Origin of the sequence: Pseudomonas sp. HMSC065H01 (assembly GCF_001815235.1) — a bacterium.
Lineage (GTDB): Bacteria > Pseudomonadota > Gammaproteobacteria > Pseudomonadales > Pseudomonadaceae > Pseudomonas > Pseudomonas aeruginosa.
Window position 1 is genome coordinate 74,460 of sequence record NZ_KV819824.1, and the last position, 22,667, is coordinate 97,126.

The 22,667-nt window shown below is 68.6% G+C and carries 22 protein-coding genes and 1 pseudogene; 18 read left to right on the forward strand and 5 right to left on the reverse strand.

Features of this window, described 5'->3' with window-relative positions; translation table 11 throughout:
* The first annotated feature begins 52 nt into the window (after nucleotides 1-52).
* The 8 genes from ptxS (at nucleotide 53) to HMPREF3014_RS00765 (ending at nucleotide 9,240) form a co-directional block, all read left to right on the forward strand.
* Entirely contained in the window at nucleotides 53-1,075 is a 1,023-nt protein-coding gene (gene ptxS / locus HMPREF3014_RS00730; RefSeq protein ID WP_003113738.1) for a transcriptional regulator PtxS, read from the forward strand.
* Between the two features lie 71 nt (nucleotides 1,076-1,146).
* Nucleotides 1,147-1,929, forward strand: coding sequence for a sugar phosphate isomerase/epimerase family protein (locus HMPREF3014_RS00735; RefSeq protein WP_003113739.1), 783 nt, complete (start codon nucleotides 1,147-1,149; stop codon nucleotides 1,927-1,929).
* Entirely contained in the window at nucleotides 1,922-2,872 is a 951-nt protein-coding gene (locus tag HMPREF3014_RS00740) for a sugar kinase (protein ID WP_003089272.1), read from the forward strand. Before HMPREF3014_RS00735 ends, HMPREF3014_RS00740 begins: the two co-directional genes overlap by 8 nt.
* A gap of 62 nt (nucleotides 2,873-2,934) precedes the next feature.
* A complete protein-coding gene (locus HMPREF3014_RS00745) occupies nucleotides 2,935-4,242 on the forward strand; it encodes an MFS transporter (protein ID WP_003113740.1) in 1,308 nt (435 codons plus the stop codon).
* 18 nt (nucleotides 4,243-4,260) lie between these two features.
* A complete protein-coding gene (locus HMPREF3014_RS00750) occupies nucleotides 4,261-5,247 on the forward strand; it encodes a 2-hydroxyacid dehydrogenase (protein ID WP_017002037.1) in 987 nt (328 codons plus the stop codon).
* 167 nt (nucleotides 5,248-5,414) lie between these two features.
* A complete protein-coding gene (locus HMPREF3014_RS00755) occupies nucleotides 5,415-6,131 on the forward strand; it encodes a gluconate 2-dehydrogenase subunit 3 family protein (RefSeq protein WP_023087515.1) in 717 nt (238 codons plus the stop codon).
* Between the two features lie 2 nt (nucleotides 6,132-6,133).
* Nucleotides 6,134-7,909, forward strand: coding sequence for a GMC family oxidoreductase (locus HMPREF3014_RS00760; RefSeq protein WP_003110747.1), 1,776 nt, complete (start codon nucleotides 6,134-6,136; stop codon nucleotides 7,907-7,909).
* An 11-nt stretch (nucleotides 7,910-7,920) separates the two neighbouring features.
* Entirely contained in the window at nucleotides 7,921-9,240 is a 1,320-nt protein-coding gene (locus HMPREF3014_RS00765) for a cytochrome c (protein WP_003113742.1), read from the forward strand.
* A 72-nt stretch (nucleotides 9,241-9,312) separates the two neighbouring features.
* Here the strand turns inward: HMPREF3014_RS00765 and HMPREF3014_RS00770 are convergent, their stop codons facing one another.
* On the reverse strand, nucleotides 9,313-10,209 hold the full coding sequence (locus tag HMPREF3014_RS00770; RefSeq protein WP_003117815.1) for a LysR family transcriptional regulator: 897 nt from the start codon (nucleotides 10,207-10,209) through the stop codon (nucleotides 9,313-9,315).
* Nucleotides 10,210-10,295: 86 nt separating this feature from the next.
* Here HMPREF3014_RS00770 and HMPREF3014_RS00775 point away from each other — a divergent pair, with 86 nt between their 5' ends.
* Nucleotides 10,296-11,366 carry a CTP synthase C-terminal region-related (seleno)protein gene (locus HMPREF3014_RS00775; RefSeq protein WP_009876431.1) on the forward strand — a complete coding sequence of 357 codons (1,071 nt, stop codon included), beginning with the start codon at nucleotides 10,296-10,298 and terminating at the stop codon, nucleotides 11,364-11,366.
* On the opposite strand, the gene HMPREF3014_RS00780 is transcribed toward HMPREF3014_RS00775, so the two are convergent.
* Entirely contained in the window at nucleotides 11,330-12,535 is a 1,206-nt protein-coding gene (locus HMPREF3014_RS00780) for an MFS transporter (RefSeq protein ID WP_003117816.1), read from the reverse strand. The two genes, HMPREF3014_RS00775 and HMPREF3014_RS00780, sit on opposite strands and share 37 nt — an antisense overlap.
* A gap of 146 nt (nucleotides 12,536-12,681) precedes the next feature.
* On the opposite strand from HMPREF3014_RS00780, the gene HMPREF3014_RS00785 reads away from it, so the two are divergent.
* The 3 genes from HMPREF3014_RS00785 (at nucleotide 12,682) to HMPREF3014_RS00795 (ending at nucleotide 15,614) form a co-directional block, all read left to right on the forward strand.
* Complete coding sequence (locus tag HMPREF3014_RS00785; RefSeq protein ID WP_003113746.1) at nucleotides 12,682-13,272, forward strand: TetR/AcrR family transcriptional regulator; 591 nt, start codon at nucleotides 12,682-12,684, stop codon at nucleotides 13,270-13,272.
* Nucleotides 13,273-13,279: 7 nt separating this feature from the next.
* Complete coding sequence (locus HMPREF3014_RS00790) at nucleotides 13,280-13,795, forward strand: GNAT family N-acetyltransferase (RefSeq protein WP_003089295.1); 516 nt, start codon at nucleotides 13,280-13,282, stop codon at nucleotides 13,793-13,795.
* Nucleotides 13,796-13,916: 121 nt separating this feature from the next.
* Complete coding sequence (locus HMPREF3014_RS00795) at nucleotides 13,917-15,614, forward strand: peptidoglycan D,D-transpeptidase FtsI family protein (RefSeq protein ID WP_003110751.1); 1,698 nt, start codon at nucleotides 13,917-13,919, stop codon at nucleotides 15,612-15,614.
* Nucleotides 15,615-15,621: 7 nt separating this feature from the next.
* Here HMPREF3014_RS00795 and soxR read toward each other — a convergent pair whose 3' ends face one another.
* The gene (gene soxR / locus HMPREF3014_RS00800) at nucleotides 15,622-16,092 is read right to left on the reverse strand and encodes a redox-sensitive transcriptional activator SoxR (RefSeq protein ID WP_023087514.1); all 471 of its coding nucleotides are present in this window, start codon (nucleotides 16,090-16,092) and stop codon (nucleotides 15,622-15,624) included.
* Between the two features lie 77 nt (nucleotides 16,093-16,169).
* Between soxR and pumA the strand changes: the two are divergent.
* Nucleotides 16,170-16,554, forward strand: a pseudogene (gene pumA, locus HMPREF3014_RS00805) (monooxygenase PumA).
* Nucleotides 16,555-16,578: 24 nt separating this feature from the next.
* Here pumA and HMPREF3014_RS00810 read toward each other — a convergent pair.
* Complete coding sequence (locus tag HMPREF3014_RS00810; RefSeq protein ID WP_003113749.1) at nucleotides 16,579-17,640, reverse strand: NAD(P)-dependent alcohol dehydrogenase; 1,062 nt, start codon at nucleotides 17,638-17,640, stop codon at nucleotides 16,579-16,581.
* A gap of 208 nt (nucleotides 17,641-17,848) precedes the next feature.
* Here HMPREF3014_RS00810 and HMPREF3014_RS00815 point away from each other — a divergent pair, with 208 nt between their 5' ends.
* The 5 genes from HMPREF3014_RS00815 to arsH all read left to right on the forward strand — a co-directional run bounded on the left by HMPREF3014_RS00815 (nucleotide 17,849) and on the right by arsH (nucleotide 21,671).
* Nucleotides 17,849-18,739 (forward strand): AraC family transcriptional regulator, encoded by an 891-nt coding sequence (locus HMPREF3014_RS00815; protein ID WP_003113750.1) that lies wholly within the window; start codon nucleotides 17,849-17,851, stop codon nucleotides 18,737-18,739.
* 78 nt (nucleotides 18,740-18,817) lie between these two features.
* Nucleotides 18,818-19,168: a metalloregulator ArsR/SmtB family transcription factor gene (locus HMPREF3014_RS00820; protein WP_003124660.1), complete on the forward strand. Its 351-nt coding sequence runs from the start codon at nucleotides 18,818-18,820 to the stop codon at nucleotides 19,166-19,168.
* A 13-nt stretch (nucleotides 19,169-19,181) separates the two neighbouring features.
* The gene (locus HMPREF3014_RS00825) at nucleotides 19,182-20,465 is read left to right on the forward strand and encodes an arsenic transporter (protein ID WP_023087513.1); all 1,284 of its coding nucleotides are present in this window, start codon (nucleotides 19,182-19,184) and stop codon (nucleotides 20,463-20,465) included.
* Between the two features lie 31 nt (nucleotides 20,466-20,496).
* Nucleotides 20,497-20,967, forward strand: a complete 471-nt coding sequence (locus HMPREF3014_RS00830; RefSeq protein ID WP_003112098.1) for an arsenate reductase ArsC — start codon at nucleotides 20,497-20,499, stop codon at nucleotides 20,965-20,967.
* Between the two features lie 11 nt (nucleotides 20,968-20,978).
* Nucleotides 20,979-21,671 carry an arsenical resistance protein ArsH gene (gene arsH, locus HMPREF3014_RS00835; RefSeq protein WP_003117819.1) on the forward strand — a complete coding sequence of 231 codons (693 nt, stop codon included), beginning with the start codon at nucleotides 20,979-20,981 and terminating at the stop codon, nucleotides 21,669-21,671.
* A 12-nt stretch (nucleotides 21,672-21,683) separates the two neighbouring features.
* On the opposite strand, the gene HMPREF3014_RS00840 is transcribed toward arsH, so the two are convergent.
* The gene (locus HMPREF3014_RS00840; RefSeq protein WP_003122741.1) at nucleotides 21,684-22,538 is read right to left on the reverse strand and encodes a helix-turn-helix transcriptional regulator; all 855 of its coding nucleotides are present in this window, start codon (nucleotides 22,536-22,538) and stop codon (nucleotides 21,684-21,686) included.
* Nucleotides 22,539-22,667: the final 129 nt, after the last annotated feature.

Sequence of the window (22,667 nt, forward strand, 5' to 3'; positions counted from 1 at the left end):
CGAAGACCAGCCGGACACACCAATAAGAACAGCACCAAGAGGTACCAGGTCCGTGAATGGTTCAGTACTGCCCAGCCGTGGCCGCGTCACCATCAACCAGGTGGCCGAGGCCGCCGGCGTCTCCAAGGCCAGCGTGTCGCGCTATATCGGCGGCGACCGCCAGTTGCTCGCCGATGCCACCGCCCGGCGCATCGAGCGCGCCATCGACCAGCTCGACTACCGCCCCAACCAGATGGCCCGAGGCCTCAAGCGCGGGCGCACACGGCTGATCGGAATGCTGGTGGCGGACATCCTCAACCCCTACTCCGTGGCCGTCATGCATGGCGTGGAAACCGCCTGCCGCGAACACGGCTACAGCCTGGTGGTGTGCAATACCGACCGCGACGACGAGCAGGAGCGTCATCACCTGGCCGCCCTGCAGTCCTACAACGTCGAAGGACTGATCGTGAACACCCTCGGCCACCATCCCGGCGAATTGCGCGCCCTGCACCGCGAACTGCCGATGGTGCTGGTGGACCGCCAGTTGGCCGAGCTGGATACCGACCTGGTCGGCCTGGACAACGCCGACGCTGTCGAACAGGCCCTCGACCACCTGCAGCACCGCGGCTTCCGCGACATCCTGCTGGTCACCGAACCGCTCGACGGCACCAGCTCGCGGATCGAGCGGGTCCAGGCCTTCAATGCCTCCATCGGCCGGCGACCGGCGCTCAAGGGCCAGGTCCTGCAAACCGACGACTTCTTCCGCGACGGCCTGCGCGCCTTCCTTTCGGCCAGCGGCCCCGGGCCGAAGGCGCTGTTCACCTGCAACGGCGTCGCCACCCTCTGCGCCACCCGCCAACTGCGCGACCTCGGCTGCCGGCTGTTCGATGAGGTCGGCCTGCTGGCCCTGGACGAACTCGACTGGTACCCACTGGTGGGCAGCGGCATCACCGCCCTCGCCCAACCCACCGACGAAATCGGCCGCACCGCCTTCGAGCGCCTCCTGGCGCGACTCGAAGGCGACCGCGAGCCGGCGCGCCGGGTGACCTTCCCGGCGCAACTGATCGTTCGCGGCTCGACCCATCCACGCGGCTAGCGGCCCGCCGCCGGCGCGTTGCCGGCGGCTTTCGCACGGCTTGAAATGAAACCGGTTTCAGAGGATCGCCAATGTCCCTTCACCCCGTCTCCATCAGTCTTTCCAGCTATGGCGCGGACCTCGTTCGCAGTCGCGGCCAGGCCAGCTTCCTGCCCTTGCTGGCGATGGCCGGCGCGCAGCGCGTGGAACTGCGCGAGGAACTCTTCGCCGGCCCGCCGGATACCGAGGCGCTGACCGCCGCCATCCAGTTGCAGGGGCTGGAGTGCGTGTTCTCCTCACCCCTCGAGCTGTGGCGCGAAGACGGCCAGTTGAACCCCGAGCTGGAGCCGACCCTGCGCCGCGCCGAAGCTTGCGGAGCCGGATGGCTCAAGGTCTCGCTCGGCCTTCTGCCGGAACAGCCCGATCTCGCCGCCCTCGGCCGGCGCCTGGCGCGCCACGGCTTGCAACTGCTGGTGGAGAACGACCAGACGCCCCAGGGCGGCCGGATCGAGGTGCTGGAACGCTTCTTCCGCCTCGCCGAACGCCAGCAGCTGGACCTGGCGATGACCTTCGACATCGGCAACTGGCGCTGGCAGGAGCAGGCGGCCGACGAAGCCGCCCTGCGCCTTGGCCGCTATGTCGGCTACGTGCACTGCAAGGCGGTGATCCGCAACCGCGACGGCAAGCTGGTCGCGGTGCCGCCGTCGGCCGCCGACCTGCAGTACTGGCAGCGCCTGCTGCAGCATTTCCCGGAAGGCGTGGCGCGGGCCATCGAATACCCGCTGCAGGGCGACGACCTGCTCAGTCTCAGCCGCCGGCACATCGCCGCCCTCGCCCGCCTCGGCCAGCCCCAGGAGGAACGCCAGCATGGCTGACTTCGAGATCCTCTGCTTCGGCGAGACCATGGCCATGTTCGTCGCCGAACAGCCCGGCGAACTGGACCGGGTCGAGCAGTTCGGCAAGCGCATCGCCGGCGCCGACAGCAACGTCGCCATCGGCCTCGCCCGCCTCGGCTTCGCGGTGGCCTGGCTGAGCAGGGTCGGCGACGACTCGCTCGGCCGCTTCGTACTCGACAGCCTGACCCGCGAGGGCCTCGACTGCCGCTTCGTCGAGGTCGACGCGCAAGCGCCCACCGGGTTCCAGATGAAGTCCCGCGAGGTCGATGGTGCCGACCCGCGGGTCGAGTACTTCCGCCGCGGCTCGGCGGCCAGCCGGCTGGGCCTCGCCCATATCCGCGAAGAAATGCTCGGCGCCCGCCACCTGCACGCCACCGGCATTCCGCCGGCACTCTCGGCGAGTGCCTGCGAACTGTCCCACGAACTGATGCGGCGCATGCGCGGCAAGGGCGCCAGCCTGTCCTTCGACCCCAACCTGCGGCCCTCGCTGTGGCCCAGCGAGCGCCGCATGATCGCCGAGATCAACGCCCTCGCCGCGCATGCCCACTGGGTCCTGCCGGGCCTGGAGGAAGGCCGCCTGCTCAGCGGCTGGCAGGAACCCGCGGATATCGCCGCGTTCTACCTGGACATGGGCGTCGACGCGGTGGCGATCAAGCTCGGCCCGAGCGGCGCCTACTATCGCGATGCCCACGGCGAAGGGCTGGTCCCCGGCGTGCCGGTGGCGACCGTGGTGGACACCGTGGGCGCCGGCGACGGCTTCGCGGTCGGGGTGGTCAGCGCGCTGCTGGAAGGCCTGCCGCTGCCCGACGCGGTGGCGCGCGGCAACTGGATCGGCAGCCGCGCGGTACAGGTCCGCGGCGACATGGAGGGGCTGCCGAAACGCAGCCAACTGCTCGACCGCGAGCGCCGCAGGAGCGCCTGAACCCGCCGCCCACGCGGCACCTGTTGCGACAAGAACAAGACAAGCTCAGGAGATACCCGACCATGACCATGCCTCGCCTCGCCAGCAGCCGCTGGTGGTACATCATGCCGATCGTTTTCGTCACCTACAGCCTGGCCTACCTGGACCGCGCCAACTACGGCTTCGCCGCCGCCTCCGGGATGGCCGACGACCTGCGGATCACTCCCGGGCTGTCCTCGCTGCTGGGCGCGCTGTTCTTCCTCGGTTACTTCTTCTTCCAGGTGCCGGGGGCGATCTACGCGGAAAAGCGCAGCGTCAAGAAGCTGATCTTCGTCAGCCTGATCCTCTGGGGCGGACTGGCCACCCTGACCGGGATGGTCGCCAACGTCTATCTGCTGATCGGCATCCGCTTCCTCCTCGGCGTGGTCGAGGCGGCGGTGATGCCAGCGATGCTGGTCTACCTCTGCCACTGGTTCACCCGCGCCGAGCGCTCGCGGGCGAACACCTTCCTGATCCTCGGCAACCCGGTGACCATCCTCTGGATGTCGGTGGTCTCCGGCTACCTGGTGGAGCATTTCAGCTGGCGCTGGATGTTCATCATCGAAGGCCTGCCGGCGGTGATCTGGGCCTTCATCTGGTGGCGCCTGGTGGATGACCGCCCGCGCCAGGCCGCCTGGCTGAGCGGCTCGGAAAAACGCGACCTGGAAGACGCCCTGGCCGCCGAGCAGCAGGGCATCAAGCCAGTGAAGAACTACCGCGAGGCGTTCCGTTCGCCAAAGGTCATCGTCCTCTCGCTGCAGTACTTCTGTTGGAGCATCGGCGTCTATGGCTTCGTCCTCTGGCTGCCGTCGATCCTCAAGCACGGCGCCAACATCGACATCATCGAAGCCGGCTGGCTGTCGGCGCTGCCCTACCTGGCGGCGGTGATCGCCATGCTCGGGGTGTCCTGGGCCTCGGACCGGTTGCAGAAACGCAAGCGTTTCGTCTGGCCGCCGCTGCTCATCGCGTCCATCGCCTTCTACGGTTCCTACGCCCTCGGCAGCGAGCACTTCTGGCTGTCCTACGCCCTGCTGGTGCTGGCCGGGGCCTGCATGTACGCGCCCTACGGACCGTTCTTCGCCATCGTCCCGGAAGTCCTCCCGGCCAACGTCGCCGGCGGCGCCATGGCGCTGATCAACAGCATGGGCGCGCTGGGCTCGTTCTCCGGCTCCTGGCTGGTCGGCTACCTGAACGGCATCACCGGCGGGCCCGGGGCTTCCTATCTGTTCATGAGCGGAGCGCTGCTGCTGTCGGTGCTGCTCACCGTGTTCCTCAACCCGCACGCCGACAAGCGCGAGCCCGATGCCGCTCGCGCGCACGCCTCGCGGCGGGCGGCGCCGGCCCACCCCTGACCGACTCCGGAGCATCCGATGAAGAAAGTGGTTCTCTACAAACGTCTCTCCGCGCCCCTGATGGAACGCCTGCGCGAACGGGTCGAGGTGCTCCTGGTCGAGGAGCCCGGCCGCGACGACCTGGCCCGCCTGCGCGACGCCCTGCCCGAGGCCCACGGCCTGCTCGGCGCCAGCCTGCGCCTGGACGCCGGACTGCTCGACCTGGCACCGCGACTGGAAGCCATCGCCAGCGTCTCGGTGGGCGTCGACAACTATGACATCGACTACCTCGACCGCCGCGGCATCCTCCTCAGCAATACCCCCGACGTGCTCACCGAGACCACCGCCGACACCGGCTTCGCGCTGATCCTGGCGACAGCCCGGCGGGTAGTGGAACTGGCCGGCTGGGTGCGCGCCGGGGAATGGAAGAAGAGCGTCGGCGCCGCCCAGTTCGGTACCGACGTGCATGGCAAGACCCTCGGTATCGTCGGCATGGGCCGCATCGGCGAGGCCCTGGCCCGGCGCGGGCACCACGGCTTCGGCATGCGCGTGCTGTACCACAGCCATAGCCCGAAGCCACACGTCGAAGAACGCTACGCAGCGAGCTACCGCCCCCTCGACGCGCTGCTCGAGGAATCCGACTTCGTCTGCCTGACCCTGCCGCTGACCGCCGCCACCGAAGGCCTGATCGGTGCCGCGCAGTTCGCCCGGATGCGCCCGCAGGCGATCTTCATCAACATCTCCCGTGGCCGGGTGGTCGACGAGGCGGCCCTGATCGAGGCCCTGGCCCAGCGGCGGATCCGCGCCGCCGGCCTCGACGTGTTCGAGCGCGAGCCGCTGTCTCCCGACTCGCCGCTGCTGCGCCTGCCGAACGTGGTGGCCACTCCGCACATCGGCTCGGCCACCGAGGAAACCCGCGAAGCCATGGCCCGCTGCGCGGTAGACAACCTGCTGGCGGCCCTCGCCGGCGAGCGGCCGCTGAACCTGGTCAATCCTTCGGCCTGGGCGCGACGGCGAGGCGCCTGAAGGCCGCGCCGGGCCGACGCCCGGCGCGCCGTTCTGCTTCACTTGCCGGTATTGGCCTGCCTGAATCCTTGCTGAAACGTTTTTTCAACGTGACACATGAACTTATAATTAGCCTGCTAATCATTATCAGAAAGACGAAACCGTGATGATCCAGAGAGGACCCCACCATGCCCGATGACAAGGCCGTCAACGGCCGCCGCGACTTCCTGCGCAAGACCCTGACCGTGATCCCGGCGGTGACCCTGGCCGGCTATGGCGTCGGCCATGCCATGCAGACGCCCGCCGCCGAGCAGGACAAACCCCGCGAACGCTACCAGCCTCGCTTCTTCACCAACACCGAATGGGCTTTCGTCAACGCCGCGGTGGCGCGACTGATCCCCAGCGACGACAACGGCCCCGGCGCCATCGAGGCCGGGGTGCCGGAGTTCATCGACCGACAGATGGAAACCCCCTACGGGCACGGCGCACTCTGGTACATGCAGGGGCCGTTCGTCACCGACGCCGCGCCGGAGTTCGGCCATCAGTTGAAGCTGGTGCCACGCGACATCTACCGGGTCGGCATCGCCGCCCTGGAACGCTGGAGCAAGGCCAACCAGGGCAAGCCGTTCGCCGAGCTGGAGCCGTCGGCGCAGGACGACATCCTGCAACGCCTGGAAGCCGGCCAGATCGACCTGCAGGACCTGCCGGCCAAGCTGCTCTTCGGCCAGTTGCTGCAAAACACCCACGAAGGCTTCTTCTCCGATCCGCAGCACGGCGGCAATCGCGGCCTGGTGGGCTGGAAGCTGGTCGGTTTCCCCGGCGCCCGCACCGACTTCATGGACTGGGCCGACCGCGGCGAGAAGTATCCCTTCCCGCCGGTGGCGATTTCCGGCGAGAGGGGTTGAACATGGCGACGACACTCAAACCGGTGGACGCGGTGGTGGTCGGCTTCGGCTGGACCGGAGCGATCCTGGCCAAGGAGCTGACCGAGGCCGGGCTCAACGTGGTGGCGCTGGAGCGCGGCGAGAACCGCGATACCTATCCCGACGGCGCCTACCCGAACACCCTCGACGAGCTGACCTACAACACACGCGGCAAGCTGTTCCAGAATCTCTCCAAGAGCACCGTGAGCATCCGCCACGGGATCAACGACACCGCGCTGCCCTACCGTCAGCTCTCCGCCTTCCTTCCCGGCGACGGCGTCGGTGGCGCCGGCCTGCACTGGTCCGGCGTGCATTTCCGGATCATGCCCGAGGAACTGCGCCTGCGCAGCCATTACGAGGAACGCTACGGCAAGAAATTCATCCCCGAAGGCATGACCATCCAGGACTACGGGGTCAGCTACGAAGAGCTGGAGCCGCACTTCGATTTCGCCGAGAAGGTCTTCGGCACCTCCGGCACCGCGCATACGGTCAAGGGCCAGGTGGTCGGCAAGGGCAATCCGTTCGCCGCCGACCGCTCGGACGACTTCCCGCTGCCGGCGCTGCGCCAGGTGTACTCCGCGCAACTGTTCCGCAAGGCCGCCGAGGAACTCGGCCTGCACCCCTACGACCTGCCGGCGGCCAACGCTTCGGGGCCCTGGACCAACCCCTACGGGGTGCAGATGGGGCCGTGCAACTTCTGCGGCTTCTGCAGCGGCTACGCCTGCTACATGTATTCCAAGGCCTCGCCGAACCTGAACATCCTGCCGGCGCTGCGCCAGACCCCGCTGTTCGAACTGCGCGCCAACTGCAACGTGCTCAAGGTCAACCTCGACAGCGACGGCAGGCAGGCCACCGGCGTGACCTACGTCGACGCCCAGGGGCGCGAGATCGTGCAGCCGGCGAAGCTGGTGATCATCAGCGCCTTCCAGTTCCACAACGTGCGCCTGCTGCTGCTCTCCGGCATCGGCAAGCCCTACGACCCGCGCACCGGCGAGGGCGTGGTGGGAAAGAACTTCGCCTACCAGAACATGGCCACCATCAAGGCGTTCTTCGACAAGGACGTGCATACCAACCCCTTCGTCGGCACCGGCGGTGGCGGCGTGGCGGTGGACGACTTCAACGCCGACAACTTCGACCACGGACCGCTGGGCTTCGTCGGCGGCTCGCCGATGTGGGTCAACCAGGCCGGCTCCAAGCCGATCGGCGGCCTCGCCGTGCCGCCCGGCACGCCGAGCTGGGGTAGCGGCTGGAAACAGGCGGTCAAGGACGCCTACACGCACACCGTGTCGATGGACGCCCACGGCAGCAACATGACCTACCGCGACAACTACCTCGACCTCGACCCGACCTACAAGGACGCCTACGGCCAGCCACTGCTGCGCATGACCTTCGACTGGAAGGACAACGAGATCCGCATGAGCCGCTACGTCACCGAGCACATGCGCAAGATCGCCGAAGCGATGAACCCGAAGGCCATCTCGGTGAGCGTCAAGAACTTCGGCGACCACTTCAATACACGGGTCTACCAGACCACCCACCTGCTCGGCGGGGCGATCATGGGCAGCGATCCGAAGACCAGTGTGCTCAACCGCTACCTGCAGAGCTGGGACGTGCACAACGTCTTCGTCATGGGCGCCTCGGCCTTCCCCCAGGGCACCGGCTACAACCCCACTGGGCTGGTGGCGGCGCTGGCCTACTGGTCGGCCAAGGCGATCCGCGAGCAATACCTGAAGAACCCCGGTCCGCTGGTGCAGGCATGAGGAGCGCAACGATGAAACCGACAGCCTTCCTCGCCCTCTCCGCCCTCGCCTGCGGCATCGCCCAGGCCGCCGCAGCGCCGGACCCGGCCCTGGTCAGGCAGGGTGAATACCTGGCCCGCGCCGGCGATTGCGTGGCCTGCCACACCGCCAGGGACGGCAAGCCGTTCGCCGGGGGCCTGCCGATGGAAACGCCGATCGGCGCGGTGTACTCGACCAACATCACCCCGGACCGCAAGACCGGCATCGGCGACTACAGCTTCGAGGACTTCGACCGTGCCGTGCGCCACGGCGTGGCCAGGTCCGGCGACACGCTCTACCCGGCGATGCCCTACCCGTCCTACGCGCGAGTCAGCGAAGCGGACATGCGCGCCCTCTACGCCTACTTCATGCATGGCGTGGAGCCGGTGGAGCAGCCCAACAAGGCCAGCGACATCCCCTGGCCGCTGTCGATGCGCTGGCCGCTGGCATTCTGGCGCTGGACCTTCGCTCCCGAGGTGAAGGACTTCCAGGCCGCCGCCGGGCAGGACCCGGTGCTGGCGCGCGGCGCCTACCTGGTCGAAGGCCTTGGCCACTGTGGCGCCTGCCATACCCCGCGTGGGCTGGGCATGCAGGAGAAGGCCCTGGCGGCGAGCGATGGCGCGGCCTACCTGTCCGGCAGCGCGCCGCTGGAGAACTGGATCGCCAAGAGCCTGCGCGGCGACCACCGGACCGGACTGGGCAGCTGGAGCGAAGCCGACCTGGTCAGCTTCCTGCGTACCGGCCGCAGCGAGCGCAGCGCGGTGTTCGGCGGCATGTCCGACGTGGTGGTGCACAGCATGCAGTACATGACCGACGCCGACCTCACCGCCATCGCCCGCTACCTCAAGTCGCTGCCGCCGGCGGACCCCGCCGACCAGCCGCACGTCTACGACGAGAGCGTAGCCCAGGCACTGTTCCACGGCGACGACAGCAAGACCGGCGCGGCGCTCTACGTCGACAACTGCGGGGCCTGCCACCGCACCGACGGCAAGGGCTATGCGCGGGTCTTCCCGGCCCTGGCCGGCAACCCGGTAGTGACCGGCAGCGACCCGACCTCCCTGGTGCACATCGTGCTCAAGGGCGGCACCCTGCCGGCCACCCACCAGGCACCGTCGAGCTTCACCATGCCGCCGTTCGGCTGGCGGATGAACGACCAGGAGATCGCCGACGTGGTCAACTTCATCCGCACCAGCTGGGGCAACCAGGCGCCAAGCGTCAGCGTCGACGAGGTCAGGCGCCTGCGCAAGGACACCGGCGCGGCGGCGGTGGGCGACATTCCGCCGCCGGGATCGGCCGCGGCGGATCGCGGCTGAGCGCCAGGCCTGCCATTCCAGCCCCTCTCCCGCTCGCGGGAGAGGGTTGCCATACCAGGCACGGGCACCCCTTCACTCATCTCCCAATCGCACATGCCGCCCCAGCTCGTCGAACAATGCGACCACCGAGCGCAACGCCCGGCAGTCCGGGCGGGTCAGCAGCCACAGGGCGCTGGCGCAGCCCTCGAGGTCGGCGTCCAGTACCCGCAGGCCGTCGCCGTCGCGTAGCAGGTAGGCAGGGATCGCCGCCAGGCCGAGGCCGGCGCGGGCCATCTCGGCGACCGCCAGCACGCCGTTGCAGCGGTAGGCCGGCAGCACCCCGGGATAGTGTCGACGACGCCAGACCACGCTCGGGTGGTCGGGAAGAAAATCGTCCGGGGCGATCCAGTGCAGCATGGCGGGCTCCGTCGCGTCGCGGCCCTCCAGGTAGCGTTCGCTGGCGCAGAGCACGTAGCGCACCTCGCCGAGGTTGCGCCCGACCAGGTGTTCCGGCGGCGTGCGGGTCATGCGCAGGGCGATGTCGGCGTCGCGCCGGCTGAGGTTGGCAAAGTCGTTGGAGGTCGCCAGCTCCAGTTGCAGGGCCGGATAGCCAGGCATGAAGCGCGCCAGCGCCGGCAGCAGCAGGCCATGCAGGACGGCGTCGGAGCAGGTCATGCGCACGGTACCGCTGAGCACCTCGCGCTCCAGTTCGAGGCCGATGCGCGCCGCCTCCAGCGCCTGCTCCGCCAGTTCCGCCTGCTGCGCCAGACGGCGGGCGGTCTGGTTCGCCAGGTAGCCGCTGCGGCTCTTGTCGAACAATGCCTTGCCGAGGTTCTTCTCCAGCCGGCGGATGGCCCGGAAGACCGTCGACACATCGACCCTGAGCAACTCTGCGGCCCGCGCCAGGCTGCCGCCGCGAACCAGGGCGAGGACCAGGGCAAGATCGGCATGGTCCAGGCGATATTGCAGCGGTGCATTCATCTTTTGCATTGGCGCCGATATCGAGTGCGGAAACGCAACTATAGAGTGAGCGCCAGGGCCCGCCAACCGGCGTGGCGAAACTGGAGCGAAAACGGATGTCCACCCCTCCCGCGGCGCCGCTGCGCATTGCCCTGGTCGGCGACCACGACCCGCACATCACCGCCCACCGGGCGATTCCCCTGGCCCTGCGCCTGGCCGGCGAGGCACTCGGCCTGGAGATCGCATTCGACTGGCTGGCCAGCGACCGCCTGCCCGCCGAGCCGGCGCTGGAGCGCTATGACGGGTTCTGGTGCGTGCCGGGCAGCCCCTATCGCGACGCCGACGCGGTGCTGCGCCTGATCGCCCATGCCCGGGGCCGGCGCCGGCCGTTCCTCGGTACCTGCGCCGGCTTCCAGCACACGATCCTCGAGTTCGCCCGCAACGCCCTCGGCTGGCAGGCGGCGACCCATGGCGAGGAGCATCCGCACAGCGACCAGGCGGTGATCGCCGCCCTGCCCTGCGCTCTGCTCGAAGCCCGCGAGGAAGTCCGCCTGCTGCGCGGCTCGCGCCTGGCCCTGGCGTATGCCGCCGACTGGATCGAGGCGGACTACCATTGCCGCTATGCAATCGCCCCGCGCTTCGCCGCGGAACTTACCGGCGGCGCACTGCGGGCCAGCGCCTGGAGCGCCGACGGAGCGATCCGCGCGGTGGAGCTGGAACAGCATCCGTTCTTCGTCGCCACCCTGTTCCAACCCGAGCGGGCAGCCCTGGCCGGCGTCCTGCCGCCACTGCCGAAGGCATTCGTCGAGGCGTGCCGGACGCAGCGCCGCGACCACCCCCGGCGCGGCCCGACACCTTATTACGCAGTGATCTTCAGCTCCCATCGCAGCGCCGTCGACGACGGCTACGCCGAAGCGGCCGAGCGCATGCTGGAACTGGCCAGCCGCCAGCCGGGCTATCTCGGCGTGGAGTCGGTCCGCGGCGCCGACGGTTTCGGCATCACCGTCTCCTACTGGGACAGCGAGGCGGCGATCCGTGCCTGGAGCCGCCACGCGGAGCACCGCGACGCCCAGGCGCGCGGCCGGCGCGACTGGTACGCCGGTTTCAGCGCGCGGATCGCCCGGGTCGAACGCGAATACGCCTTCCCGGCTCAGCCGGACACCGCGCAGTCTCCGGCCTCGTCCTGAGCCAGCACCCGGAAGCAGGCCAGGGCCAGCAGCCAGGCCAGCCAGCCGGCGCCGACCGCGACGAGGAAACCGCTGGCGGCGCCGTAGCCCTCCACCACCCAACCGGCCAGCGCCGAGCCCAAGGCCATGCCGATGCCCAGCCCGGTGATGGCCCAGGTCAGGCCTTCGGTGAGGCGCGCCGGGTCCACCGCGCGCTCGACCAGGCCCATGGCCAGGATCATCGTCGGCGCCACGCTGAAGCCGGCCACCAGCACGGTCAGGGCAAGCGCAAGGATGCTCTCCACTCCTAGCAGCGGCATCAGGCTCAGGGCCATCAGCGTAACCATGCAGAGCAGTTGCCGGGAAAGCGCCAGGCGCCAGCGCAGCAGCCCGAACAGCAATCCCGCGAGACATGAGCCGACGGCATAGACCGACAACACCAGGCTTGCCGCAGCCTTGTTGCCGTGCGCCTCGGCGAAGGCCACGCTGACCACTTCCACCGCGCCGAAGATCACCCCGATGGCGGCCAGCACCAGCGCCAGCACGCGTACCGCCGGATAGGCCAGCGCGCTGCCGGCGCGGCGCCGCGGATGGGCATGCAGCGGCGGTTCGGTGCCGCGTTGCAGGCTGAACAGGCTCACCCCGGCGACCAGGAACAGCGTCGCCAGCAGCGGCCCCGCCTCGGCGAACCAGCCGACGCTGAGGCTCACCGCCAGCACCGGCCCGATGATGTAGCACACCTCGTCCATCACCGATTCGAAGGAAAACGCCGTGTGCAGCTTCGGCGAGCCCCGGTACAGCTCGGTCCAGCGCGCCCGTACCATGGCCGGCATGCTCGGCATCGCCCCGGCGAGCAAGGCGAACAGGTAGAGCCAGGCATTCGGCGCTCGATAGTGCGTACACAGCAACAGCGCGCTCATCGCCAGGGCGCTGGCCAGCGCGGCCGGGAGCAGCACCCGGCCCTGGCCGAAGCGGTCCACCAGGCGCGATACCTGCGGCGCGAGCAAGGCATTGCAGAACACGAAGGTGGCCGCCACGGTACCGGCCAGCCAGTAGTCGGCATGCACCTGGGAAAGCATGGTGACGATGCCCAGGCCGGTCATCGACAGGGGCATCCGCGCCAGCAGGCCGGCGGCTGAAAAGCCCTTGGCGCCGGGCGCGGCGAACAGTTCGAGATAGGGGTTGCTCATGGAAAGCCTCGGCTGGCCGGCTCCAGCGGAACCGGCGACGACGGGAGAAGACGAAATTAACATACGCTGCGTATGTTAAAAATCATGGAGACATACGCAGCGTATGTCAATTATCCTGAAGCCCCTTCGCCACCCGGAGACCTCGCATGGCCCGCAAGCCTCGCGCCGAGATGATCGAGGAAACCCGCGCCAAGCTGATCGACGCCGCGCGCCGAGCGTTCGCCGACAACGGCTACGCCGGCGCCTCGATGGACGAACTGACCGCCAGCGCCGGCCTCACCCGCGGCGCGCTGTATCACCACTTTGGCGACAAGAAAGGCCTGCTGGCCGCGGTGGTGCAGCAGATCGACGACGAGATGAATCTTCGCCTCGGCGCCATCCTGGCTGCCGGCGAGGACCTCTGGAGCGGCTTCCGTGCCTACAACCGGGCCTACCTGGAAATGGCCCTGGAAGCGGAAATCCAGCGCATCGTCCTGCGCGATGCCCCGGCCATCCTCGGCAGCCCCAGCAGTGAGGCCAGCCAACTGCGCTGCCTAAGCTCGATGACCGGGCAACTGCGCGAACTGATGGACAGCGGGCGGGTCCGCCGCACCGACGCCGAGGCCCTGGCCTGGCTGCTCAACGGCGCGCTGGTGGACGCCGCCCTGCGTATCGCCAACGCCGAACACCCGCCGGAGAGCCTGGCCAGGGCCTGCCAGGCCCTGGACGTGCTGCTCGACGGCCTGCTCATGGAGTGAAAAGCCAATGGACTACCGCATCAGAACCAGCCGCGACGAGGACGCCGCGCTGCTCCCGGCCATCGAGCGCTCAGCCGGGGAAAGCTTCCGCCTGCTGCCCGAGCTGGCCTGGATCGCCGACGCCGGGGTCGCCGGGGTGGACTTCCATCGCCGCCTGATCGAGCGCGGCAGCCACTGGCTGGCGGAAGACGCCGATGGCCAGCCGGTCGGTTTCCTCGCCGCCGAACGCTGCGCCGACGAGTTGCACATCGCCGAGTTGTCCATCGCCCAGGCCCACCAGCAACAGGGCCTGGGCCGCCGCCTGCTGGAGCGCGCGGTGACCTACGCCCACGCCAGCCACTGCCGGGCGCTGACCCTGACGACCTTCTGCGACGTGCCCTGGAACGCGCCGTTCTACGCACGCCTGGGCTTCCAGCGGCTGACCTGGCAGGAAGCCGGCGAGCGCTTGCGCGCGATCCTCGGCCACGAGCAGGAGATCGGCTTCGCCGCCGACAGCCGCTGCGCGATGCGCCTGGTGCTCTAGACGGCGGCAAAGGGCTTGACCGGCGGGTGGCGGGTGACGGTACAGTTGCCAACTGCAACAGGATGTTTCAGCACTGCCCCGGACGGGCTTCCGCTCTCCCTCTTCCCCAGTGTGCCCTTGCATGAGCAGTCAACGCCGAAACTACCGCTTCATCCTTGTCGTCACCCTGTTCGTCCTCGCCTCCCTGGCCGTCTCCGGACGGTTGGTCTATCTCCAGGTCCACGACCACGAATTCCTCGCCGACCAGGGCGACCTTCGCTCTATCCGCGACCTGCCGATCCCGGTCACCCGCGGCATGATCACCGACCGCAACGGCGAGCCGCTGGCGGTATCCACCGAAGTCGCGTCGATCTGGTGCAACCCCAGGGAAATGGCCGCCCACCTCGACGAGGTGCCGCGCCTGGCTGGCGCCCTGCACCGCCCCGCGGCGCCGCTGCTGGCCCAGCTCCAGGCCAACCCGAACAAGCGCTTCCTCTACCTCGAGCGCGGCCTGTCGCCGATCGAGGCCAGCGAGGTGATGGCCCTGGGCATAACGGGGGTACACCAGATCAAGGAATACAAGCGTTTCTACCCCAGTTCCGAGCTGACCGCGCAGTTGATCGGCCTGGTCAACATCGACGGCCGCGGCCAGGAAGGCACCGAACTGGGCTTCAACGACTGGCTGAGCGGCAAGGACGGGGTACGCGAGGTGGCGATCAACCCGCGCGGCTCGCTGGTCAACAGCATCAAGGTGCTGAAGACGCCCAAGGCCAGCCAGGACGTGGCCCTGAGCATCGACCTGCGACTACAGTTCATCGCCTACAAGGCGCTGGAAAAGGCCGTGCTCAAGTTCGGCGCGCACTCCGGCTCGGCGGTCCTGGTGAACCCGAAGAGCGGGCAGATCCTGGCGATGGCCAACTTCCCCTCCTACAACCCGAACAACCGCGCCAGCTTCGCCCCGGCCTTCATGCGCAACCGCACCCTCACCGATACCTTCGAGCCGGGCTCGGTGATCAAGCCGTTCAGCATGTCGGCGGCGCTGGCCTCCGGCAAGTTCGACGAGAACAGTCAAGTCAGCGTGGCACCGGGCTGGATGACCATCGACGGGCACACCATCCACGACGTCGCCCGGCGCGACGTACTGACCATGACCGGGGTACTGATCAACTCCTCGAACATCGGCATGAGCAAGGTCGCCCTGCAGATCGGGCCCAAGCCGATCCTCGAACAGCTCGGTCGGGTCGGTTTCGGCGCGCCGCTGTCGCTGGGCTTCCCCGGCGAGAACCCGGGCTACCTGCCGTTCCACGAGAAATGGTCGAACATCGCCACCGCCAGCATGTCGTTCGGCTACAGCCTGGCGGTGAACACCGCCGAGCTGGCCCAGGCCTACTCGGTGTTCGCCAACGACGGCAAGCTGGTGCCGCTCAGCCTGCTCCGCGACAACCCGCAGAACCAGGTGCGACAGGCGATGGACCCGCAGATCGCACGGCGCATCCGGGCGATGCTGCAAACCGTGGTGGAAGACCCGAAGGGCGTGGTCCGCGCCCGCGTGCCGGGCTACCACGTGGCGGGCAAGAGCGGCACCGCGCGCAAGGCCTCGGGCCGGGGCTACGCGGACAAGTCCTACCGTTCGCTGTTCGTCGGCATGGCGCCGGCGTCCGACCCGCAACTGGTGCTGGCGGTGATGATCGATTCGCCGACCAGGATCGGCTACTTCGGCGGCCTGGTCTCGGCGCCCACCTTCAGCGACATCATGGCCGGATCGCTACGCGCCCTGGCGATCCCGCCGGACAACCTGCAGGACAGCCCGGCCGTCGCCGACCGCCAGCACCACGGCTGACCGCTGCCTAGCCGTCGTGCTCGCGGCCCTCGGCGTCCAGCCAGTGCGCTCCCGGCCCCTCGGCGGAAAGCTGGTCGCCGGGGTTGCGCAACGGGCAGGCCTGGAGCGACAGGCAGCCGCAACCGATGCAGCCGTCCAGTTGGTCGCGCAACAGCAGCAGCTTGTCGATGCGCTCGGTGAGATCCTCCTTCCACTGCGCCGACAGGCGCGCCCAGTCCGCCGCGGTAGGGCTACGCCCCGCCGGCAGGGTCTGCAGGGCGCGAGCGATCTCCGCGAGGGGAATGCCGACCCGCTGGGCGACCTTGATCACCACCACCCGGCGTAGCGTCTCGCGACTGAAGCGCCGCTGGTTGCCGGCGTTGCGCTGGCTGCTGATCAGCCCCTTGGTTTCGTAGAAATGCAGGGCGGAGACCGCCACGCCGGCACGCCTGGCCAGTTCGCCGACGCTCAGTTCACGAGATGCGCAGGAATTCTTCATGATTGGCTTGACCTCAAGTTTGCTTGAGGTTTTACCCTGGGCCGGCCCTCGACACAAGTCACCCGGAGTAACCCGCCATGCTCATCCCCTCCTCCTACTGCTGCACCGACGATCAGTGCCCGGCCGCTAGCGAGCGGTCGCCGTGCTACGCGCAACTCATCGATATCGAGGTGGAACCCGCCAGCCAGTTGTCGCTGGCGCTGGAACAGAACGCGCACCTGCAACGCCTGGAACGCTGCTTCAGGAACTGCCCGGGCTACCTGTCCGCCAGCCTGCACCCCAGCGAGGACGGCCAGCACGTGCTGAACTACACCTGCTGGCGTTCACGCGAGGACTGCGAACGCGCCTGGCAGGCCCGGGAGGACGCGCAAGGCCCGCTGAGCGCGGGCGTCTGGCGGCTGGCGGCTGGGGGCGAAAAGCGTGCGTTTCGAGACCTTCCTGGTCGACGCCGAGGGCTGCTGAGCCCGCCGGCGCCGACGGCCCGTCTCAGAAGGACTTCTGCAGGGAGGCCATGTCGATCACGAAGCGATACTTCACGTCGCTGGCCAGCATCCGCTCGTAGGCCTGGTTGATCTGCTGGATCTCGATCATCTCGATGTCGCAGGCGATCCCGTGGGCCGCGCAGAAATCCAGCATTTCCTGGGTCTCGGCGATGCCGCCGATGGCCGAGCCGGCGATCGAGCGGCGTCCCATCACCAGTTGCGCACCGTGCACCGCCGGCTCCAGCGGCTCGAGCAGGCCGACCAGTACGAGGGTGCCGTCGCGCTTGAGGGTCGCCAGATAGGGATTGAGGTCGTGCTGGTGCGGCACGGTGTCCAGGATCAGGTCGAAGCGTCCGGCGACGGCGGCCATCCGCTGTGGGTCGGTGGAAAGGATCACCTGGTCGGCGCCGAGCCGCCGCGCTTCCTCTTCCTTGCCCGGCGAGCGGGTGAACAGGGCCACCTCGGCACCGAGCGCCCTGGCGAACTTCAGGCCCATGTGACCGAGGCCGCCCAGGCCGACCACCGCCACCCGGCTGCCGGGACCGACCTTCCAGTGACGCAGTGGCGAGTAGGACGTGATCCCGGCGCACAGCAGCGGCGCCGCCGCCTTCGGATCGAGCCCCTGGGGAATGCGCAGGACGAACCTGGCCGAGACCACGATGCGCTCCGAGTAGCCGCCGAAGGTCGGCAGGCCGTCGTGGCGGTCGCGGCCGTTGTAGGTCAGAGTCGGGTATTCCGCGCAATACTGCTCCAGGCCCTCGGAGCAGGCGGCGCAGTGCCGGCAGGAGTCGACCATGCAGCCGACGCCGACCAGTTCGCCGACCGCGAAACCGCTCACCGCCTCGCCGACGCTGGCGACCCGGCCGATGATCTCGTGGCCCGGCACCAGCGGGTACAGGCTGTTGTGCCATTCGTTGCGCGCCTGATGGAGGTCCGAGTGGCAGACGCCGCAGTAGAGGATGTCGATCACCAGGTCGTCGGCGCGCGGCGCGCGGCGTTCGAAGCGATGGGCGGTCAGCGGGGTGCTGGCGGACTGGGCGGCGTAGCCGCGGATCTGTAGGGTCATCGGTGTGTCCTCTTCGCAGGATGGCGGGCCGCGACGGCTTGCTGGCGGCGGTCCGTTCGGGGGGCAATTGTTCGCCGGATGGGCGCCGCCGCAGAATGTCCATTCCTGTCGAAGCCTTGCCCATTCGTGCCGATGTTGCGTGCCGCCACTGCCCAGGCGCGCACAGGGTTGCTACGTTTGCCTCCCCTCCTGGAGAAACAGCCAAGGCATGAGCACTACTTCCACCGACATGGCGTCGCTGATCGCCACCCTGCAAGACGAACCGGGTTTCGACGCCACCCGCATCCCCGGGGTTCGCCTGATGCGCGCCGAACAGGCCTATCCGCGCAGCCCGGTGTTCTATGAGCCGCGCATCTGCATCCTCGCCCAGGGCCAGAAGATCGGTTTCCTCGGCGGCGAAACCTACCGCTACGACGCCGAACGCTACCTGGTGATGTCGGTGCCCCTGCCGTTCGAATGCGAAACCCACGCCTCCGCCGCCGAACCCTTGCTGGGAGTGAGCGTCGACGTGGATATCGGCACCTTGAAGGAACTGCTGCTACAGATGGAAGAGGCTCCCGGCAGCGACGACGACAATGAGCTGGCACCCAGCGCGCCGATGGCTTCGGTACCGCTGGACGCGGGGATGGCCGATGCGGTGATGCGCCTGCTGGGCTGCCTGCAGAGCCCGCTGGACAGCCATATCCTCGGCCCGCAACTGGTCCGCGAGATCATCTTCCGCGCCCTGCGCAGCGAGCAGGGCAACGCCCTGCGTGCGGTGGCCGGCCGGCACAGCGGCTACGGGCGCATGGCCAGGGCCCTGCGGCGCATCCACACCGACTACGCCAGTGCGCTGGACATCGACACCCTGGCTCGCGAGGCGAACATGAGCGTGTCGACCTTCCACCACAACTTCAAGGCGATGACCTTCACCTCGCCCCTCCAGTACCTGAAGAGCGTGCGCCTGTACAAGGCCTGGAGCCTGATGGTGCAGGACGGGCTGAACGCCAGTACCGCCGCCAACCAGGTCGGCTACGAGAGTCCCTCGCAGTTCAGCCGCGAGTTCAAGCGCTACTTCGGGCGCACGCCGAGCGAGGAAGTCCAGGCCGCCCGCCGCTAGCCGGCGGGAGCGGGGGCGCTTGCAATACATACGGATATCCGTATATTCAGCTTTCCATATATCCAGGAAGGCCCAGCGATGCCCAGCCCCGCCGAAGTGTTCAAGTGCCTGGCCGACGAGACGCGCGTTCGCGCCACCCTGCTGATCGTCGACCAGGGCGAACTGTGCGTCTGCGAACTGATGTGCGCCCTCGCCGACAGCCAGCCGAAGATCAGCCGCCACCTGGCCCAGTTGCGCAGTGCCGGGCTGCTCCTCGACCGTCGCCAGGGCCAGTGGGTGTATTACCGCCTGAACCCTACGCTGCCGGCCTGGATCCACGAAGTCCTGCAAGTGACCCTGCGGGCCAACGGCGACTGGCTGCAAGCCGACGCAGCGCGCCTGCGCGACATGGACGGCCGCCCGCAGCGCGCCTCCGCCTGCTGCCAATAGCGCGAGCCGCCCCATGCTGATCGCCTTCGCCATCTTCCTGTTCACCCTGGTCCTGGTCATCTGGCAGCCCAGGGGCATCGGCATCGGCTGGAGCGCCAGCATCGGCGCCCTGCTCGCCCTGGCGCTGGGCAGCGTCGCGCCGGGCGACATCCCGACCGTCTGGAACATCGTCTGGAATGCCACCGCCACCTTCATCGCGGTGATCGTCATCAGCCTGCTGCTGGACGAGGCCGGCTTCTTCGAATGGGCCGCGCTGCACGTCGCGCGCTGGGCTGGCGGCGACGGCCGGCGCCTGTTCGCCTTCTGCGTGCTGCTCGGCGCGGCGGTCTCGGCGCTGTTCGCCAACGACGGCGCGGCGCTGATCCTCACGCCCATCGTGATGTCGATGCTGCTGGCCCTGCGCTTCAGCCCGGCGGCGACCCTGGCCTTCGTCATGGCGGCGGGCTTCATCGCCGACAGCGCCAGCCTGCCGCTGGTGGTCTCGAACCTGGTGAACATCGTCTCGGCCGACTACTTCGGGCTCGGCTTCGGCGAGTACGCCGCGGTCATGCTGCCGGTAAACCTGGTGAGCGTCGCGACCTCCCTGCTGGTGCTGTTCCTCTATTTCCGCCGCGACCTGCCGCCGGTCTATGCGCTGGAGCAATTGAAGCCGCCGCGGGCGGCGATCCGCGACCGCGCGACCTTCGTCGTCGGTGGCTGGATGCTGCTGGTCCTGCTCGCCGGGCTGTTCGCCCTGGAGCCGCTGGGCGTCCCCGTCAGCGCGGTGGCCGCGGCCTGTGCGGCGCTGCTGCTGGCGGTGGCCGGGCGCGGGCGGGTGATCTCGACCCGGCGGGTGCTGCGCGAAGCGCCCTGGCAGATCGTGGTCTTCTCGCTGGGCATGTACCTGGTGGTCTACGGCCTGAAGAACGCCGGTCTCACCGACCTCCTGGCGCAGCTCCTGAACCGCCTGGCCGAGCACGGCGTATGGGCGGCCGCGCTGGGTACCGGACTGCTTTCCGCCGCCCTCTCGTCGGTAATGAACAACATGCCCAGCGTGCTGCTCGGCGCCCTGTCGATCCAGGCCAGCGACACCGCCGGCGCGGTGCGCGAAGCGATGATCTACGCCAACGTCATCGGCTGCGACCTGGGTCCGAAGATCACCCCTATCGGCAGCCTGGCGACGCTGCTCTGGCTGCACGTGCTGGCGCGCAAAGGCATGCGCATCACCTGGGGCTACTACTTCAGGGTCGGCGCCCTGCTGACCCTGCCGGTCCTGCTGGCGACCCTTTCGGCCCTGGCCCTGCGCCTGGCCATCTGACGGCCGCCGGCGACGGCGGCAGGAGCATCCCATGCGAGTCCTGTTCATGTGCACGGCCAACAGTTGCCGCAGCATTCTTTCCGAAGCCATGTTCAACCACCTGGCCCCGCCGGGTTTCGAGGCATGCAGCGCCGGCAGCCAGCCCAGCGGGCGGGTGCATCCGCGCAGCCTGGCGACCCTCGAACAGGCCGGCATCGCCACCCACGGCCTGTACAGCAAGGGCAGCGAAGCCTTCGAAGGCGCACCGCCGGACATCGTCATCACCGTTTGCGACGCCGCCGCGGGGGAAGCCTGCCCGCTGTATCTCGGCGCAGCGCTGAAGGCCCATTGGGGCCTGGCCGATCCCTCCGCCCTGGATGGCGACGAAGCCCTGCGGGATGCGGCGTTCCACGCCACCCTGGCACGCATCGAACAGCGTTGCCGAGCCTTCCTCGGCCTGCCCTTCGCTACCCTGGATCGCGACCAGCTCAAGCGTGAGCTGGAGCGCATCGGCTCGCTCTGACCGGAGGAAGCATGTCCGAACAACTACCCAACCTCGATCCCGCGCTGCTCGGCGACCCGCCCCCCGTCTCCGGGCACAGGCCGCGCATCCTCCTGCTCTACGGCTCGACCCGCGAGCGCTCCTTCAGCCGCCTGCTGGTGCTGGAGGCCGCACGCCTGCTCGAACGCTTCGGTGCCGAAACGCGGATTTTCGACCCTTCCGGGCTGCCATTGCCCGATGATGCACCGGTGGAGCATCCCAAGGTCCGCGAGTTGCGCGACCTGGTGCAGTGGTCGGAAGGCCAGGTCTGGTGCTCGCCCGAGCGCCACGGTGCGCTGTCCGCGGTATTCAAGGCGCAGATCGACTGGATTCCCCTGGCACTCGGGGCGGTGCGCCCGACCCAGGGCAAGACCCTGGCGGTGATGCAGGTCTGCGGCGGCTCGCAGTCGTTCAACGTGGTCAACCAGTTGCGCGTGCTGGGTCGCTGGATGCGCATGTTCACCATCCCCAACCAGTCCTCGGTTCCCAAGGCCTACCTGGAGTTCGACGAAGCGGGCCGGATGAAGCCATCGCCCTACTACGACCGGGTGGTCGACGTGATGGAGGAGTTGTTCAAGTTCACCCTGCTCCTGCGCGAGCGCACGGACTTCCTGGTGGACCGCTATTCGGAGCGCAAGGAAAGCGCCGAGCAGCTTTCCGCGCGGGTCGACCAGCGTTCGCTCTGAACCGCGTCCGCCTCACTCGCGCCCCGGCGGATGGCCGAAGCGCGCGCGGTAGGCATGGGTGAAGTTTTCCGGACTGGAGTAACCCAGGCGATAGGCTATCTGCGCGATCTGCCAGCGACCCTCGCGGACCATCTGCCGGCCGATCTCGAGACGCCGGTCGCGGACGTACTGCAACATCGAGCGACCGAACTCGTTCTTGAAAATCCGCCGCAGGGTGGTTTCGCCGACCCCCAGTTGGCGCGCCAGTTCGAGGCTGGCCGGCGGCTCACCGAGGTTCGCCTCCAGCAGGCGGCGCGCTTCATGGGCCAGGTCGCGCTGGGCGCGTGGGGTGCGCGCGCGACGAAGGTCCGCGCCGCCCAGGTAGGCGGCCAGCTCCACCAGCAGGCCCAGGGTCAGGCTCTCTTCGTGCAGGCGTCCGAGGGCGCCGCGGTATGGATTCTGGTAGAGGCGCTCGAACAGGGCGGTGATGGCGCCGCAACGGGACAACTGGGTAAAGCTCGCGCCGTCGCCCTTCAGCCGCGCCAGCGGCCGCAGGGCGCCATCGCCGGTTTCCAGTTCCTCTTCCAGATAGCTGGCGGCGATCCGCAGCCCGCCCAGGCGCACGCGGCTGCCCGCCGGCAGGATATCGAAGGCCTCCATCGGCTCGCCGGTGCCGAGCACCGAAGGACCGCCCAGGTTGTAGAGATAAGGCTCGCCGCCGTCGACGCTGTGCCGCCACTGGCCGTCGAACATCTGCACGATGCACAGGCCTTCCGGCAGCACCTTGTGGGTTCGCAGCGGCTCGGTGAAGCTCAGGTCGCAATCGAAATACTGCATCGACGGGCGCACCGTCCGCGCCTGGTAGTGACCGGTGGCGCTGCCGAGCATTTCGCGCGCGTCGAGGATCTGCGACTGGCTCAGGGGTGAAGGAGCGTCGAAATAGAGCTCCGTGTCGTGGTAGGGATTCCAGCTTTCCATGGCGTAGGTATCGGTGGGACGCAACCATCTGAACCGGTT